Here is a 15,632-nt window from a genome sequence, read left to right as displayed (position 1 = left end):
GACGTGTGGCGACCCGATACGACAGATGCCCAAAGGTCTTCCTCTCCGCCATCGCACTCGCGGCGCTCGTCATTTATTGGCTATGAGTCCTGAGCCTAGGCCACTTTGGGTGGTCTGTACAAAGCAGTCGTTTTCTGATTCTCGACGTTGCCAAAGTCTATCACCGAGAGAGTAGCCTTGGGCGATATTAAGTAAGCTATCTTGAGAGCTAAGATGTCGAAGACTTGGTTGGCCGCTCACCCCGAATTCGCTGCACTTTATACGAACGGTTTCTGTCAAACGCTTGGCAAAAATTTCGCAAAGCCCCCGCCCGGCGCGTCGGGGCATTGCCGCTTTCGCCCTGCCTCAGTCCAGAACCGTCACCAGGTGCCCATCGGCCTCGAGTATCGCGTCGTGCAGCGCGAAATCGTCGGCCCGCGCGGCACGCAGCCGCGCCTCGACATCGGGGCTGATCGGCGTGGGCGCGGGGGGGGACACGTTGCGCTCTTTCGTGTCGATCTTCTGGCCCAGCCGATCTTCGAGGAAGCGCCGGAAAACGGCCTGCTTTTCATAGGCGAACAGGTGGTCGATGCGCACCCGCCCCGCGTCATCGGTGACAAAGGCGAACTGGCTGCCCACCCGCGCGAATTGGGGCGGCTTCTCGTCGATCGCGGCCAAAACGAACGCGTCGAATGACAGCCCCGCCGCGCTGTTGCCCGCGCCCTTGCGCTTGGGGTCTTGCCGGTAGCGATACCAGCTGCGCAGCTGCTCCAGCGGGTCGCGCATCACCGCCACGCGCTCGGGCGTCAGCCCGTGCGCCCGTGCCAGGTAGGGCCCGAAGTCGCGGTCGTATTTCCGCGCGGTCATATGCTTCAGCCCGGCCTTGTTGGCCAGGCTGATATCGGCCTGGCCCCGCAGCGCCAGGTGATAGGCGGTCGAGCCCGTTTTCGGCACCGCGAACAAGACGAGATTGGCATCGACGAAAACCAGCATGTGGCGCTCCTGACCCTTGTGCCGCGCACGATGCCCCGGCGCCGCGCCCTTGTCAAAGCGGCCTTACGCCCGCGCGACAAGCTGCTATAACCACGCGCATGACACGACTGGACCCTCGCGATATCGCCATCCTGCAGGTGCTGGCCACCGATGGACGCATCACCAAGGCCGCGCTGGCCGACCGTGTCGGCCTGTCGCCGACCCCCTGTTGGGAAAGGCTGCGCAAGTTGGAACGCGCGGGCCTGATCGCGGGCTACGGCGCGCGGTTCAACCTGCGCAAGCTGGGCCCGTCGGTCACCATCTTCGTCGCCGCCGAACTCGAAGGGCACACCGCCGCCCATTTCCGCACCTTCGAGCAGGCCGTGGCCCGGCATGACGAAATCACCGCCTGCTGGTCGCTGGGCGGGGGGTTCGATTACCTGATGCAGGTGGTTGCCCCCGATATCGACGCGTATCAACGCCTGATCGACGCGCTGCTGGAAAGCCGGGTGGGGCTGGCGCGCTACTACACCTACATCGTGACCAAGACCGTCAAGGAAAGCGCCACGCCCCCCTTCGCGGCGCTTCTCGGCGTGGCAGACTGAACCGGGCCTGAAATCCCGCCGGGGCAGAGGAATCTTCTGCCAAGGTGGTGAAATTCGGTCTCGGCGCCTGTGAAAAACGGCGATCCTGCGGGCAGACCCCGAACAGGAGGAACGCCAATGTCCCTACATAACAGCCTGCCCAAATCGCCCCTGGCCGACCTGGACGACCCGCGCCTGGCGCGGCAGTTTTCCTATGTCGGCGGCAAATGGGTCGACAATGCCGCGCGCGAAACCTTTGCCGTCACCAACCCCGCCGATGGCACCTGGCTGGGCGAGGTGGCGAAACTGTCGGGCGATGAATCCGCGCGGGCGGTGGATGCCGCGCAAGAGGCGTTTGCCGGCTGGTCGGTGACCCTGCCGCAGGATCGCGCCGCGCTGCTGCGCCGCTGGTACGACCTGATGATGCAGCACAAGGAAGACCTGGCCCGCATCATGGTGCTGGAGCAGGGCAAACCCATCTCCGAGGCGCGTGGCGAAATCGACTATGCCGCCAGCTTCGTCGAATTCTACGCCGAGGAAACCCGCCGCCCCAATATCGAGGGCGTCACCAGCCACCTGCCCGATGCCGAGGTCGAGCTGTGGCGCGAGCCGGTGGGCGTGGCCGCGCTGATCACGCCTTGGAATTTCCCCAGCGCCATGCTGACGCGCAAGGCCGCCGCCGCATTGGCCGCCGGTTGCACGGTGGTGGCGCACCCATCCGCGGAAACGCCGTTCTCGGCGCTGGCCCTGGCCGAACTGGCCGAGCGCGCGGGCCTGCCGGCGGGGGTGTTCAACGTCATCACCGGCGACGCGCCCGAGGTGGTCAAGCCCTGGACCGAAGACAGCCGCGTGCGCGCGCTGTCCTTCACCGGCTCGACCGAGATTGGCCGCCTGCTGTACCGCCAATCCGCGGACACGGTGAAGCGGCTGGTGCTGGAGCTGGGCGGCCATGCGCCCGTGATCGTGTTCAAGGGCGCGGACCTGGACAACGCGGTTGCCGAAACCATCAAGGCGAAATTCGCAACGACGGGGCAGGATTGCCTGGGCGCCAACCGCATCTTCGTTGAACGCGCCGTGTATGACGAGTTCTGCGACCGCTTCACCAAGGCCACGCAGGCCCTGAGCGTCGGGGTCGGTATGGATGACCCGGATATCGGCCCGCTGATGAACGAAAAGGCCGTTCAAAAGCAAGAGGAACAGGTTGCCGACGCACTGGAAAAAGGCGCCCGCCTGCTGACCGGCGGCAAGCGTCACGCGTTGGGCTCGCTGTTCTACGAGCCGACGGTGCTGGCCGATGTGCCATCCGAGGCAAAGATCATGCATGACGAGACATTCGGCCCCGTCGCGCCCATCACGCCCTTCGATACCGAGGAGGAGGTAGTCGCCCGCGCCAATGCCACCGAGTACGGGCTCGTCGCTTATCTCCACACGATGGACCCGCGCCGCATCTACCGTGTCAGCCGGGCGCTGCAATTCGGCATGGTCGCGGTGAACCGTACCAAGGTCACCGGCGCGCCCATCCCCTTTGGCGGGATGAAGCAATCGGGCCTGGGCCGCGAAGGCGCCCGCCAGGGGCTCGAAGAGTTCACCGAGATCAAGTACGTCTGCCGCGACTGGGCGTAAACGCCCGAAATACTTCAAATATTTCGGGGAGGAATTTTCGGGGAAAATTCCTCCCCCTGAACAACCGAAAGGAAGACCATGCTGAAGAACGACCAACTCGACCAATGGGATCGTGACAACTTTTTCCACCCCTCGACGCATCTGGGCCAGTTCGCCCGGGGCGAGGCGCCCAATCGCGTCATCACGGGTGGGCAGGGTTGCCACATCACCGACCGCGAGGGCACCCGCCTGCTGGATGCCTTTGCCGGGCTCTACTGCGTGAACGTGGGCTATGGCCGTACCGAGATTGCCGATGCCATCGCCGAACAGGCGCATGAGCTGGCCTATTACCACGCCTATGTCGGGCATGGCACCGAGGCGTCGATCACGCTGGCCAAGATGATCCTGGACCGCGCGCCCGACAACATGTCAAAGGTGTATTTCGGCCTGGGCGGCTCGGACGCGAACGAAACCAACGTCAAGCTGATCTGGTACTACAACAACATCCTTGGTCGGCCGGAAAAGAAAAAGATCATCAGCCGTTGGCGCGGCTATCACGGCTCGGGGCTGGTGACCGGCTCGCTGACCGGGTTGGAGCTGTTCCACAAGAAGTTCGACCTGCCGCTGGCGCAGGTGGTGCACACCGACGCGCCGTATTATTTCCGCCGCGATGACCTCGACCAGACCGAAGAGCAGTTCGTCGCGCAATGCGTCGCCTCGCTCGAGGAACTGATCGAGCGCGAGGGTGCCGACACCATCGCTGCCTTCATCGGCGAGCCTGTGCTGGGCACAGGTGGCATCGTACCTCCGCCCGCTGGCTACTGGGAGGCGATCCAGCAGGTGCTGGACCGTCACGACATCCTGCTGATCGCGGATGAGGTCGTGACCGGCTTTGGCCGCCTGGGCTCCATGTTCGGCAGCGATCACTACGGTATGCGCCCCGACATCATCACCATCGCCAAGGGGCTGACCAGCGCCTATGCGCCGCTGTCGGGCTCGATCGTGTCAGACAAGGTCTGGCAGGTGTTGGAACAGGGCACCGATGAAAACGGCCCCATCGGTCATGGCTGGACCTATTCGGCCCACCCCATCGGCGCGGCGGCGGGTGTTGCGAACCTCAAGCTGCTGGATGACCTGAACCTGATCACCAATAACCACGAGGTCGGCGGATACCTGAACAAGGCGATGGCCGATGCGCTGGGTGATCATGCCAATGTCGGCGACATTCGCGGCGAAGGCATGCTGTGCGCGGTCGAGTTCGTGAAGCAGCGCGACGGGCGGCAGTTCTTCGATGCCTCCGACAAGGTCGGCCCGCAAATCGCGGCGGCCCTGCTGGAGCAGGGCGTGATCGCCCGCGCCATGCCGCAAGGCGATATCCTGGGTTTCGCGCCCCCGTTCTGCCTGACGCGGGAAGAGGCCGACGAGGTCGTGGGCAAGACCGCCAAGGCCGTACAGGCCGTGCTGGGCTGATGGCGAAAAATGTGGTGCGTGGGCTTGGAACCCGCGCGCCGCATACCGATATTCACGCGACCGGGGCCGGGCCCCTCTGGCGGGTATGTCGGCCACCCGCGATGTCGCCCCCGAGCCATGCAACCTGCCGATACGTGAATTCCCATGACCTATCTTGAACTTGCCGCCGGGCTGGTACTTCTTCTGCTGGGCGGTGACCTGCTGGTGCGGGGCGCCGTGGCGCTGGCCGCGCGTCTGGGCCTGTCGCCCTTGCTGATCGGCCTGACCATCGTCGGCTTCGGCACCTCGACGCCCGAGCTTGTCACCTCGATCAATGCCGCGCTTGCGGGGGCGCCCGGTATCGCGCTGGGCAACGTGGTGGGCTCGAACATCGCCAATATCGGGCTGATCCTGGGGTTGGCGGCGTTGATCGCGCCGATCTCGGTGGCGCGGGGCGAATTCCGGCGCGACGCGGTCTGGCTACTCGCGGCAACGCTGGTGGGGCTGGGGCTGGCGCAGGTCGGGGTGATCGGCCGCGGGGCCGGGGCGGGGCTGCTGGTGGGCATGGCGGCCTACCTGGTCTGGGCCTATGTCTCGGATCGCCGCAACACCGCGCAGGCCGTCCTCGCGCCCCAGGATACAGATGCCGTGCTGCCAAGGCCGCGCCATCCCGCGGTCGCGCTTTTGCTGGTGGTGGGCGGCATTGCGGCCACTGTCTGGGGGGCACACCTGCTGGTGGGCGCGGCGATGACGCTGGCGCGCGGCTGGCAAGTGCCCGAGGCGGTGATCGGCCTGACGCTGGTGGCGGTGGGCACCTCGCTGCCGGAGCTGGCCACATCGGTCATGGCGGCGCTGCGTCGGCAGGGGGCTGTCGCCTTCGGCAATGTCGTCGGCTCGAACATCTTCAACCTGCTGGGTATTCTGGGCGCAACCGCGCTGTTGCACCCGTTGCGCGTGCCCGCGGGCATAGCGGCGGTCGACGTGTGGGTGATGCTGGCCGCCACCCTGGCCCTGATCGGCGTTGCCGTGACCGGCTGGCGGATCAGGCGTGCCGAGGGCGCGGTGCTGCTGGCGCTTTACGTGGCCTATATCGCGGCCATGGCGCTGCGGGGCGGGGCATAAGCCCCGCGCGCGCCCTGCGTCACTCGGCCCAGCGGCCTTCGAAATCGGCGGGAATCTTCAGGATGTCGCGGCCCAGCTCGTCGATGCGGCGCCGCCCGCACAGGGCCATGGACACGTCCAGTTCCTTGTGGATGACCTCCAGCGCCTTTGTCACGCCCTGCTGGCCCATCGCGCCAAGCCCGTAGACGAAGGCCCGCCCGACATAGGTGCCCTTGGCACCCATCGCGAGCGCCTTGAGCACGTCCTGCCCCGACCGGATGCCGCTGTCGATATGCACCTCGGTCCTGTCTCCGACCGCGTCCAGGATGGCGGGCAGCGCGCGGATCGAACTCAGCGCGCCATCAAGCTGCCGCCCGCCATGGTTCGATACGACAAGCGCATCCGCGCCGACCTGCAAGGCCATCTCGGCATCCTCGGGTTCCATTATTCCCTTCAGGATCACCTTGCCGCCCCACTCTTCCTTGATCCTGGCGATCTTGTCCCAGTCCAGCGTCGGGTCGAACTGCTCGGCCGTCCAGGCGCCCAGGTTGGCGGCATCGCTGACACCGGCCGCGTGCCCGACGATATTGCCGAAATGGCGGCGCTTGGCGCTCAGCATCTCGATTCCCCAGCGCCACTTTGTCGCCAGGTCGGCCATGGTCGACAACGTCAGCTTGGGCGGGGCCGACAGGCCGTTTTTCAAATCCTTGTGGCGCTGGCCCAAGATCTGCAAATCCAGCGTGATCACCAGTGCCGAACACTTGGCATCCTTTGCCCGCTGGATCAGCGACGACACGAACCCCTGATCTTTCATCGTGTAAAGCTGGAACCAGAAGGGTGCGCTGGTCTGGGCGGCCACATCCTCGATCGAGTTGATGGACATCGTGGACAGCGTGAAGGGCACGCCGAATTTCTCGGCGGCGCGGGCGGCCTTGATCTCGCCATCGGCGTGCTGCATCCCGGTCAGCCCGACAGGTGCCAGCGCCACGGGCATCGCCACGTCCTGCCCGATCATCTGGCTGGCCGTCGACCGGCCCGACATGTCCACCGCAACGCGTTGCCGCAGGCGCAGCTTGTCGAAATCGGTGGTATTCTCGCGAAATGTCTGTTCCGTCCAACTGCCGGATTCGCAGTAGTCGTAGAACATGCGCGGTGTGCGCCGCCGGTAGATCTGTTTAAGATCATCAATGCAGGTGATGACGGTCATGGCACACTCCTTGCGGTTTTGGTGAGGTTTGCTTACCAATCGCGCATGTTTTCCGCAATTGGCTTTGATGCCTCGGGGGATGGACGCGGCCCGCCCCGTGCCTATGGTGAAGCGCAAAAGGAGACGCCCATGTATTTCGACGATCTGCCGGTGGGATACGTGTTCGAAACAGGCCAGGCCACCCTGACCGAGGACGAGATCATTACCTTTGCCCGTCAATACGACGCGCAGCCCTTCCACATCGACGCGCCTGCCGCGGCGCAATCCATTTATGGCGGGATCATCGCCAGCGGCTTTCATACCATGCTGGTTGCCTTTAACCTTGTCCTTGCGGCCGATGTCTGGAACGAGGCGTCGATGGGCTCGCCCGGCATGCGCGACATCCAGTGGCGCCACCCGGTGCGCCCCGGCGACACGTTGCGTGTTCGCGCCGAGGTCGTGGCCGCGACACCCTCGAAATCGCGCGCCGACCGGGGCCGGACGGAAATCCGGTATGACGTGCTGAACCAGTCTGGCGACGTGGTGATGACCTATGCCGCCACCCATATCCTGAAACGAAAGCCCGTTTGATGAGCATCATCCTGATCGGCACCATCGCCAGCCTGGGCGCGGGGCTGATGACGGGGGTGGGCGCGATTCCGGTACTGTTCGGCAAGCAGGTATCGCGCCGGACAAACGACATGATGCTGGGGTTTGCCGCGGGCGTCATGATCTCGGCCAGCTTCTTTTCGCTGATCCTGCCGGGGATCGAGGCGGGTGAGGCAGTCTATGGCACAACCCCGGCGGCGGCTTTCCTCGCGGCGCTTGGCATCGCGCTGGGCGCGGGCTTGGTGGCCTGGCTCAACCGCAACCTGCCGCACGAACATTTCGTCATCGGCCGCGAAGGCGCCGACCCCGGCGCGATGCCCAAGATCTGGTTGTTCATCATCGCCATTACCATTCACAATTTCCCCGAAGGCATGGCCGTGGGAATCGGGTTTGGCGGTGGCAATGTCACCAACGGAATCAGCCTGGCCACCGGCATCGGCCTGCAAAACGCACCCGAGGGGCTGGCCGTGGCGCTGGCGTTGCGCGGGCAGGGCTATTCCAAGCCGCGCGCGTTCGTCATCGCGCTTCTGACCGGGCTGGTCGAGCCGGTGGGCGGGCTTCTGGGCGTCGCGCTGGTGCATCTGTCTGTCTATGTCCTGCCCTTGGGGCTGACATTTGCCGCAGGTGCGATGCTGTATATCATCAGCCATGAGATCATCCCCGAAACCCACCGCCACGGCCACCAGAACCGTGCGACCACCGGGCTGATCGTGGGGCTGATCCTGATGATGTTGCTTGACGTGATCCTGGGTTGAAACCGGCCTGACCGCTTGCGCGAACCCGCCGGGGCGCGTATTGCGGGCGCGACTTTCATAGACAGGAGGCCGCAATGGCGTGGAAAGTGTTCATCGATGGCGAGGCGGGAACAACGGGTCTGCAGATCCGAGAGCGCCTGGTCGCGCGCGATGACATCACGCTGGTGCAGCTGCCCCATGATCTGCGCAAGGATGCAGACGCGCGGGGCGACGCCTTTGCGCAGGCCGACGTGGCCATCCTGTGCCTGCCCGACGATGCCGCGCGCGAGGCGGTTGACCTGGCCCGGCCCCACGGCACCCGGATCATCGACGCCTCGACCGCGCATCGCGTGAATCCCGACTGGGCCTTCGGCTTTGTCGAGCTCGATGCCGCGCAGCGCGACCGGATCGCGCAGGCGCAATACGTGTCGAACCCCGGCTGTTATTCTACCGGCGCGATCGCGTTGCTTTACCCGCTGGTTTCCGCCGGGCTGCTTTCGGCGGGTGCGTCTGTCACGATCAACGCGGTGTCAGGCTACACCGGCGGTGGCAAGGCGCTGATCGCCGAATACGAGGCCGGGACCGCGCCCGATCATTTCGTCTACGGGTTGGAACACAAGCACAAGCATATCCCCGAAATCGTGCGCAGCGCCGGGTTGGCCCGCACGCCGGTCTTCGTGCCCTCGGTCGGAAAATATGCCCAGGGCATGATCGTGCAGATTCCGCTGCATCTGCCCGAAGGCCAGACGGTGGCGGAGTTGGAAACCTGCCTGAAAGATCACTACGCCGGCCAACGCTTTGTGCAGGTGGTCGCGCCCGGCGAAATCGGCCCCCGCGTCGATCCGCAGCGCCTGAACGGCACCAACCGGATGGAACTGACCGTGTTTCCCAGCGAGCAGGGCGACCGCGTGGTGTTGCTGGCAACGCTCGACAACCTGGGCAAAGGCGCCTCGGGTGCGGCGGTGCAGAACCTCAACATCATGCTGGGCACCGACGAGGGCGCGGGCCTGACCGGATGATCGTCACGCCCCTGGGTCGGCCCGTTTTGACCTTCCTGTAACGCATCAATAAAACCGCGCGGTCCCCACCTGGAACCGCGCGGTTTTTGCATATTTAGCGAAGCTTCAAATATATTTCAGGCGCGATGGGCACCCTCTGCCAGCCCACGCACGATGTCCAGGATCTGGGCAACAGGCTTGCCGCTGGCGATCTCGCTTACGATGGCAGAGCCCACCACGCAGCCATCGGCCACGCCCGCAATCGCCTGCGCGGTGTCAGGCGATTTGATGCCGAAACCAACGATAACAGGCAGATCTGTCTGTGACTTGATACGTGCCACCTCGGGCGCGACGGTGTCGGCCTGCGCCTCGGCCGCGCCGGTGATTCCGGTGATCGACACGTAATAGACAAAGCCGCTGGTGTTTTCCAAAACCTTGGGCAGACGCTTGTCATCGGTGGTCGGGGTTGCCAGGCGGATGAAATTGATCCCCGCCCTCGCCGCGGGTATGCACAGCTCGTCATCCTCTTCTGGGGGCAGGTCGACGACGATCAGCCCGTCGATCCCGGCCTTGGTGGCATCTGCCAGGAAGGTGTCGACCCCGCGTGAGTAGATCGGGTTGTAATACCCCATCAGGACGATGGGCGTTTCCGTGTCGCCCTTGCGGAACTCCGTCACCATGTCCAGAGTCTTTTGCAGGGTCTGCCCACCCGCCAACGCGCGCTGGCCTGCCAACTGGATCGTCGGGCCATCGGCCATCGGGTCGGTGAAGGGCATGCCCAGTTCGATCACGTCGACACCGGCGCCCGGCAGGCCCTTCATGATTTCAAGCGAGCGGTCGTAATCCGGGTCACCCGCCATGATATAGGCGACAAAAGCCTTGCGCCCCTCGGCGCGCAGCGTGGCGAATTTATCGTCGATCCTGGTCATGGGGCGCGTCCTTTTCGTTCGTCCGATCCCATGTGCCGCGTGCGCGCGGGAAAATCAATGCCCCGCACGCCGGCTGCACCTGCATTGCCTTGCGCCCGTGACCCGCGCGCACTAGAAGCGCGGCAACATCGCACCAAGGAGGCCGCAATGGGGTTCAAGATGGGGATCGTGGGTCTGCCCAACGTGGGCAAATCGACCCTGTTCAACGCGCTGACCAAAACCGCCGCAGCGCAGGCGGCCAATTTCCCGTTCTGCACGATCGAGCCCAACGTGGGCGAGGTGAACGTGCCGGATGCGCGGCTGGAAAAGCTGGCCGAAATCGCGAAATCGGCCAGTATCATCCCCACCCGCATGACATTCGTGGACATCGCCGGGCTGGTTAAGGGCGCAAGCAAGGGCGAGGGGCTGGGCAACCAGTTCCTGGCCAATATCCGCGAAGTTGACGCCATCGCCCACGTGTTGCGCTGTTTCGAGGATGGCGACGTGACCCATGTGGAAGGCCGGGTAGATCCTGTGGCCGATGCCGAGGTGATCGAGACCGAACTGATGCTGGCCGACCTGGAGTCGATCGAGAAACGCCGCGCGGGGCTGGTGCGCAAGCTGAAGGGCAATGACAAGGAAGCGCAGCAGCAAGATCGCCTGTTGGCCAGCGCGCAGGCCGTGCTGGAAAACGGCCAGCCTGCCCGCGTGGTCGAGGTCGATGTCGAAGATGCCAAGGCGTGGAAAATGCTGCAACTTCTGACGACCAAACCGGTGCTTTACGTCTGCAACGTGTCAGAAGAAGACGCCGCCAATGGCAATGCGCATTCCGCGAAAGTGGCCCAAATGGCCGCGTCTGAGGGCAACAGCCACGTCATCATCTCGGCACGGATCGAGGAAGAGATCAGCCAGTTGGACCCCGAGGAAGCCGAAATGTTCCTGAGCGAGATGGGCCTGGAAGAACCGGGGCTGGATCGCCTGATCCGCGCTGGATACGAGTTGCTGCACTTGGAAACCTATTTCACCGTCGGCCCGAAAGAGGCCCGTGCCTGGACCATCCGGCAAGGCACAGCCGCCCCGCAGGCCGCCGGTGTGATTCACGGTGATTTCGAAAAAGGGTTCATCCGTGCCGAAACCATCGCCTATGACGATTTCGTCGCTTGCGGCGGCGAACAGGGGGCGAAGGAGGCCGGGAAAATGCGCGCCGAGGGCAAAGCATATATCGTCAAGGACGGTGACGTATTGCATTTCCTGTTCAACACCTAGGCAGCAAGAGTGCCGGGTTTCTTGGCAAAAAAGTGCATAATTGACACGTTTCCCGGGTTTTTGCGGGATTTCGACTGATCTCTTGGGAGACAAATGTTTTCAAATCAGCCGAGATGTGCATATTAGAGTTGGACTCGGACGTACCGCGTCAGTTTTTCAAGTTTGGAGAGACACTATGAAAAAGTTTACGATCGCAGCCGCTGCCGCAATGGCGCTGGCTTCGGCCGCTCCGGCGATGGCGGATCAGAAGACTTCGGATGATCCCTTTGTGTCCACTCAGGGCGGCGGAGCCCTGCTGGCAGGTGGCGCAGCTACGGGTATTGCTATCGGCACGATCCTGCTGGCGACCGTTGCAATTGCCGGCAGCTCGGATTCCACCGGGTCGACCCCCGGCAGCTGATCTCGGATCGCAAAAAATACAAAAGGCGCGGGCTGGTCCCGCGCCTTTTTCGTTTCTGGATACCGGACTGATACGCCGGCGCCTTACCGCAAGGTCTGGGTCAGGAAATACCCGTTCAGCGGGCTAACCCACTGTTTCGCGCCAAGCGAGCGGCCGTTGCCATCCACAACGTATGTGTTCGTGATGTCATAGCCTTCGCCCTGGCAGTTTTCCGTAACCGTTTGCGCCGTGGTGTTCACCGCCCCGCTTTTCACCGGCATGGTCTTGCCCGGCGTTATCTTGCAGGACAGGCGCAATTCGCGTGTCTTGTCTTCATCGCCGATGATGCGCATGATCCGTATGCCTTCACCGGCCTTGCGCCCGGAAATAAACGGCATGACGCCGGATATATCGGATGACATCAAATCACCGCCGAAGCCGCGCGTCGCTGTCAGGATGCCGTTGCGCATCGTGGCCGTCTGCCGAAAGGCGCTGCCAAAGGTTTCATGACCGCGGTTTTCTTCGAGTTTGAGCATGAAGACCCACGCCTTGTTCTGCTCGCGCATGACCAGCTCAAGCGGTCCTTCGGTTTCCGAGAGAGCCTGCGCTATCAGTTCCTCGGAAGGCGGTGCCTGAGTCTCGTTCGAGCGATTGTTGGCAATCTCGCGGACCAACTCCAAACCCGGATTGCGCGTCAGGGGGTCGTTGCCGCAGGCCGCGGCCAACGTGATGCTTGTAAGCACTGCACCCAGCCGCAGTTTTCCCTTATGTCGCAAGCTTATCGCCATACGCGCCCCCATTCCCGTGCCAGGTCCGGCCGGTGATAATCACGCACCCGTGGATACAGGCGATCTTTCAAGTTGAGCCGCGCCCCGCCGTCGCGTGTCAACGGCTGCACCAAGACGGTCGATTCGGTCCTGGTGGGCTGGCCCAGCAAGGTTTGCACGGGGACGGTTATGCGAAGCCCCTTGTCGAATGAGCCTTCGCCAAAATCGTCAAAGGGCACATCGGTAAACGTGGCGTAGGCCCCCACGCGCCATCCATTGGCGAATTCACGGTCCAGCGCTATGGTCGCGCCCTTGTCACCCGCAAGGTACCTGCCCACGTCCAGTTGCCCGTGGAACCCGTTGCCGAAATCGTAATAGGCCGAAAGATGCCCGGTGACGGTGTCGTAATCCCTGAAACCGAAACGCTGGTTGAAATCCCGCTGTTTTACCCAGTTCAGTTCTGCACCCAGACCCAGGCGGCTGTCAGTGGGTTTCCACAGCAATTCACCCGAGATGCCGCCGTACATTTTCTCCAGGTAACCAAGGGTGACGCGGCTATACAAGTTGGGCCCGGGTCGACCAAACCCGCTGATTGTAAGATGTTCCAGCGCGGGGTCGCCTTGCTTGGAATACTGGTAAGAATCGGTGCGGACACGCGGCAGCTTGGACGGAACAACGCGCGTGGCTTCATCAAGGTTTCCGAAGAGTTTCTTGGTCAGCGAGCCGGATATCTCGATATTGGGCCGCAACTTGTAGGTGGCTTGCAGGCGAGAACCGAAATCACCCCGAAGCGGCTGGTCAGGGTCGAACAGCGACAACCGATAATAAGGGCCAAGCGACCAAAGCAATTTCGGATAGGCATCGGCTTCGGCCGGCGGAGACAGCCGGTAACCGTCTGTCACCTGGGTGCGTGCCAGCAATTCATCCGCGGATTCGTGCTCTAGGCGTTCAAGGTCGCTGCGTTGAAACGTGACCGCGCTTATGGGCATGCCGTTGACCATGGGCACGATGCGGAACGTTTCGATCGAACCGGGCAAGATGCGCGACATCACCCGGGCTGCACGTCCCAATGCCTGCGGTTCGTTGTTGTAACGCGTATTGACCAGGCGCAAGGTGGCGGTTCGCGCATCAAGCGTCAGCCCCTCGTAGGTCAGGCCGGCCGTCTCCAAGCCCGATTTCAAACGGCTGCGAATACTGGCGGGGGCCTGCGGGTCGGTCGTCCAGCCAAGGTCGCGCATGTCGGCCTCGGTGCGGGGGCGCACGGGCAGCGGCGCCTTTTCAGAGCCCCCGGGAACAGTGGATTTGCGGACATCGTTAAAGAAGGTGAACGAAGCACCCACTTCGCTGCCATAAAGCGAGTAGACCGAAAGCTGCAGGTTGCGCGATACCATGTAATCGACGCCGAAGTTCCAGGACGATTTGCGATCCAGTATCCCGCTGCGAACCTCATCGGTATAAGCGTCCGATGAATATTCTGCCTTTAACGTCAACTTGTCGGTCGGCGACCAGGCAATGCCACCGAAGGGGGCGACATCGCCACGAAACCATTGATCAAAGGTTGGTTTGCCGCCTTCGCCAATCACGTTGACGGGTCGGTTGCCCAAGCTGCCTATGCTGTTGTGGCTGCCCAGCCGCCCCCAGCCCAAGCCCGCGGTCACACGCAGGCGCGGGGACAGTGATTTGGTGGCCACGACATACTCGCCGCCATACAGCCCCGTGCCGATGAAATCCTGCAGGCCGATTGCGACGGCAGGCCGATAGCGGGTTTCGTCGACGAGACGGAAACGCAAATCAAAGCTGCGGTCATAATAGGTGTTCGGGTTCACGCCGGCGGGCAGGGGCACCAGCGGGTTGTAGCTGCCATCGACGTTATAGCCGGGCACCAGCAGGCCATCGATCGCGGAATAGCGGAAGCTGCCGCTCAGCCTTGGCGTGATCTGAAAGCTCAGTGTCGTTCGGGTGGTGCCGGCAAAATTGGAAACCGTTGTTGCCAACTCGGCGTCGGGCGCGCTTTCGGCCGTGGGCATGTCGATCAGCGACGGTGTGCCGAAGGTGCCATAGGTCGGGCGCATCTCGGTCGTATCACCGGCCAGTGCTGTTGGCGCGACGCAAAGCGAGGCCAAGACCGCAAACCAACGCCGCCCCCCTGCTGCCGCCCGGTCCGCGCGAGAGGTGGCTTTAAGAAAGGGAAAGGCCATTTACATTGCTGTCCGTTAAAGTTCGGTTGCCTCATGACTAGGATAATTCGCACGCCCTGTCTATTGGCCACGCCAATGCTTGCGGCGCCGATCTTCAGGCGCGTGAGTTTTGCCACATTCCCGCGCGGCGCCTCGCATGCACGGTTATGAAAATTTCTCCTTGTCCCTGCCGGGCACGATGGATAAACCCGTCGGCGGAGACGTGGCCGAGTGGTCGAAGGCGCTCCCCTGCTAAGGGAGTAGGCCCGGAAGGGTCTCGTGGGTTCGAATCCCATCGTCTCCGCCATTAGGCCTTAATTTTTATGAAGAAAATATCTTCACGTAAGGCGATCCCACATAAAATCCCACACAGAAAAAACGCTTGGCAAGATATTGAGTCCGAGAACCTAGGTGTCTTAGAAGATTCTCTGGTTGTGTTGTATCGCACAGGTCGCCCAACGACGCGACGTTTTTTGGAGCACTCAAATGCTTTATTTCAATCGGCGTTCGATGAATAAGAAATTGTCATCATATGGTTTCAAGTGGTTTGATTTTCATGTTGTTTGGGTGTTGCGGGTTCAGTGTAGGAACCTGAGTTAGCCTGACTTCGCTGCTTTGGGCGACCAATCGAACAATGTTTCCTCATGTGTGGATCTGCCGGAAGTTGGCACGACTTTTGCACTAGTGTAGTTGTCCGCGTGAGGCGGGGCCTTCGATTTAACTCGCATGATAGGTTTTGAATTTCTGCGAAGACAAACCTCGCGCCGGTCGCGGGCTTCGCCGATCAAACGCTTGAATAGGTTGGTATGGGCGTTAACGTCGATCTAGGGTCAGGACCCATTGATTTCTGCGAGGCGGCGTGATTCACGGTTCGAAAAACGAGCGGTGAACATGTCTGATCTCTTCTGGTTGACCGACGCC

At 62.7% G+C, this 15,632-nt stretch carries 14 protein-coding genes, 1 tRNA gene and 1 pseudogene; 11 read left to right on the top strand and 5 right to left on the bottom strand.

The genetic code is table 11. The features are described from left to right. Positions 1–86 (top strand): annotated as a pseudogene (locus tag M8744_RS17310) (IS5/IS1182 family transposase); the annotation flags it as partial. A gap of 259 nt (positions 87–345) precedes the next feature. Here the strand turns inward: M8744_RS17310 and M8744_RS17305 are convergent. After that, the gene (locus M8744_RS17305) at positions 346–972 is read right to left on the bottom strand and encodes a sulfotransferase family protein (RefSeq protein ID WP_251420008.1); all 627 of its coding nucleotides are present in this window, start codon (positions 970–972) and stop codon (positions 346–348) included. A 98-nt stretch (positions 973–1,070) separates the two neighbouring features. Between M8744_RS17305 and M8744_RS17300 the strand changes: the two genes are divergently transcribed. From M8744_RS17300 to M8744_RS17285, 4 genes are all read left to right on the top strand, one after another. Next, a complete protein-coding gene (locus tag M8744_RS17300; RefSeq protein ID WP_251420007.1) occupies positions 1,071–1,556 on the top strand; it encodes an Lrp/AsnC family transcriptional regulator in 486 nt (161 codons plus the stop codon). 117 nt (positions 1,557–1,673) lie between these two features. Then, complete coding sequence (locus M8744_RS17295; protein WP_251420006.1) at positions 1,674–3,158, top strand: NAD-dependent succinate-semialdehyde dehydrogenase; 1,485 nt, start codon at positions 1,674–1,676, stop codon at positions 3,156–3,158. Between the two features lie 78 nt (positions 3,159–3,236). Next, positions 3,237–4,607, top strand: a complete 1,371-nt coding sequence (locus tag M8744_RS17290; protein WP_251420005.1) for an aspartate aminotransferase family protein — start codon at positions 3,237–3,239, stop codon at positions 4,605–4,607. A gap of 144 nt (positions 4,608–4,751) precedes the next feature. Beyond that, the gene (locus tag M8744_RS17285) at positions 4,752–5,708 is read left to right on the top strand and encodes a calcium/sodium antiporter (RefSeq protein ID WP_251420004.1); all 957 of its coding nucleotides are present in this window, start codon (positions 4,752–4,754) and stop codon (positions 5,706–5,708) included. A gap of 19 nt (positions 5,709–5,727) precedes the next feature. Here the strand turns inward: M8744_RS17285 and M8744_RS17280 are convergent, their stop codons facing one another. Continuing rightward, positions 5,728–6,894: an alpha-hydroxy acid oxidase gene (locus tag M8744_RS17280; RefSeq protein WP_251420003.1), complete on the bottom strand. Its 1,167-nt coding sequence runs from the start codon at positions 6,892–6,894 to the stop codon at positions 5,728–5,730. A gap of 45 nt (positions 6,895–6,939) precedes the next feature. Here M8744_RS17280 and M8744_RS17275 point away from each other — a divergent pair, with 45 nt between their 5' ends. From M8744_RS17275 to argC, 3 genes are all read left to right on the top strand, one after another. Continuing rightward, positions 6,940–7,464, top strand: a complete 525-nt coding sequence (locus M8744_RS17275; RefSeq protein WP_251420002.1) for a MaoC family dehydratase — start codon at positions 6,940–6,942, stop codon at positions 7,462–7,464. Beyond that, positions 7,464–8,237, top strand: coding sequence for a ZIP family metal transporter (locus tag M8744_RS17270; RefSeq protein WP_251420001.1), 774 nt, complete (start codon positions 7,464–7,466; stop codon positions 8,235–8,237). Before M8744_RS17275 ends, M8744_RS17270 begins: the two co-directional genes overlap by 1 nt. Positions 8,238–8,311: 74 nt before the next feature. Next, positions 8,312–9,235 (top strand): N-acetyl-gamma-glutamyl-phosphate reductase, encoded by a 924-nt coding sequence (gene argC / locus M8744_RS17265; RefSeq protein WP_251420000.1) that lies wholly within the window; start codon positions 8,312–8,314, stop codon positions 9,233–9,235. Positions 9,236–9,351: 116 nt separating this feature from the next. Here argC and trpA read toward each other — a convergent pair whose 3' ends face one another. Next, a complete protein-coding gene (gene trpA, locus M8744_RS17260; protein ID WP_251419999.1) occupies positions 9,352–10,143 on the bottom strand; it encodes a tryptophan synthase subunit alpha in 792 nt (263 codons plus the stop codon). A 147-nt stretch (positions 10,144–10,290) separates the two neighbouring features. On the opposite strand from trpA, the gene ychF reads away from it, so the two are divergent. Together ychF and M8744_RS17250 are read left to right on the top strand one after the other, a co-directional pair. Further along, positions 10,291–11,388, top strand: a complete 1,098-nt coding sequence (gene ychF, locus M8744_RS17255) for a redox-regulated ATPase YchF (RefSeq protein ID WP_251419998.1) — start codon at positions 10,291–10,293, stop codon at positions 11,386–11,388. A gap of 175 nt (positions 11,389–11,563) precedes the next feature. After that, positions 11,564–11,788, top strand: coding sequence for a hypothetical protein (locus tag M8744_RS17250; protein WP_251419997.1), 225 nt, complete (start codon positions 11,564–11,566; stop codon positions 11,786–11,788). An 83-nt stretch (positions 11,789–11,871) separates the two neighbouring features. On the opposite strand, the gene M8744_RS17245 is transcribed toward M8744_RS17250, so the two are convergent. Together M8744_RS17245 and M8744_RS17240 are read right to left on the bottom strand one after the other, a co-directional pair. Then, positions 11,872–12,510, bottom strand: coding sequence for a YjbF family lipoprotein (locus M8744_RS17245; RefSeq protein ID WP_251419996.1), 639 nt, complete (start codon positions 12,508–12,510; stop codon positions 11,872–11,874). Positions 12,511–12,545: 35 nt separating this feature from the next. Next, a complete protein-coding gene (locus tag M8744_RS17240; RefSeq protein WP_251419995.1) occupies positions 12,546–14,732 on the bottom strand; it encodes a YjbH domain-containing protein in 2,187 nt (728 codons plus the stop codon). A 196-nt stretch (positions 14,733–14,928) separates the two neighbouring features. On the opposite strand from M8744_RS17240, the gene M8744_RS17235 reads away from it, so the two are divergent. Beyond that, positions 14,929–15,018: transfer RNA gene (locus M8744_RS17235), tRNA-Ser, on the top strand. Positions 15,019–15,632 lie beyond the last annotated feature (614 nt).

Origin of the sequence: Lutimaribacter degradans (assembly GCF_023703375.1) — a bacterium.
GTDB classification, from domain to species: Bacteria; Pseudomonadota; Alphaproteobacteria; order Rhodobacterales; family Rhodobacteraceae; genus Lutimaribacter; species Lutimaribacter degradans.
Note: the sequence above shows the minus strand (reverse complement) of the source record. Positions and strands in the feature narration are given on the sequence as shown.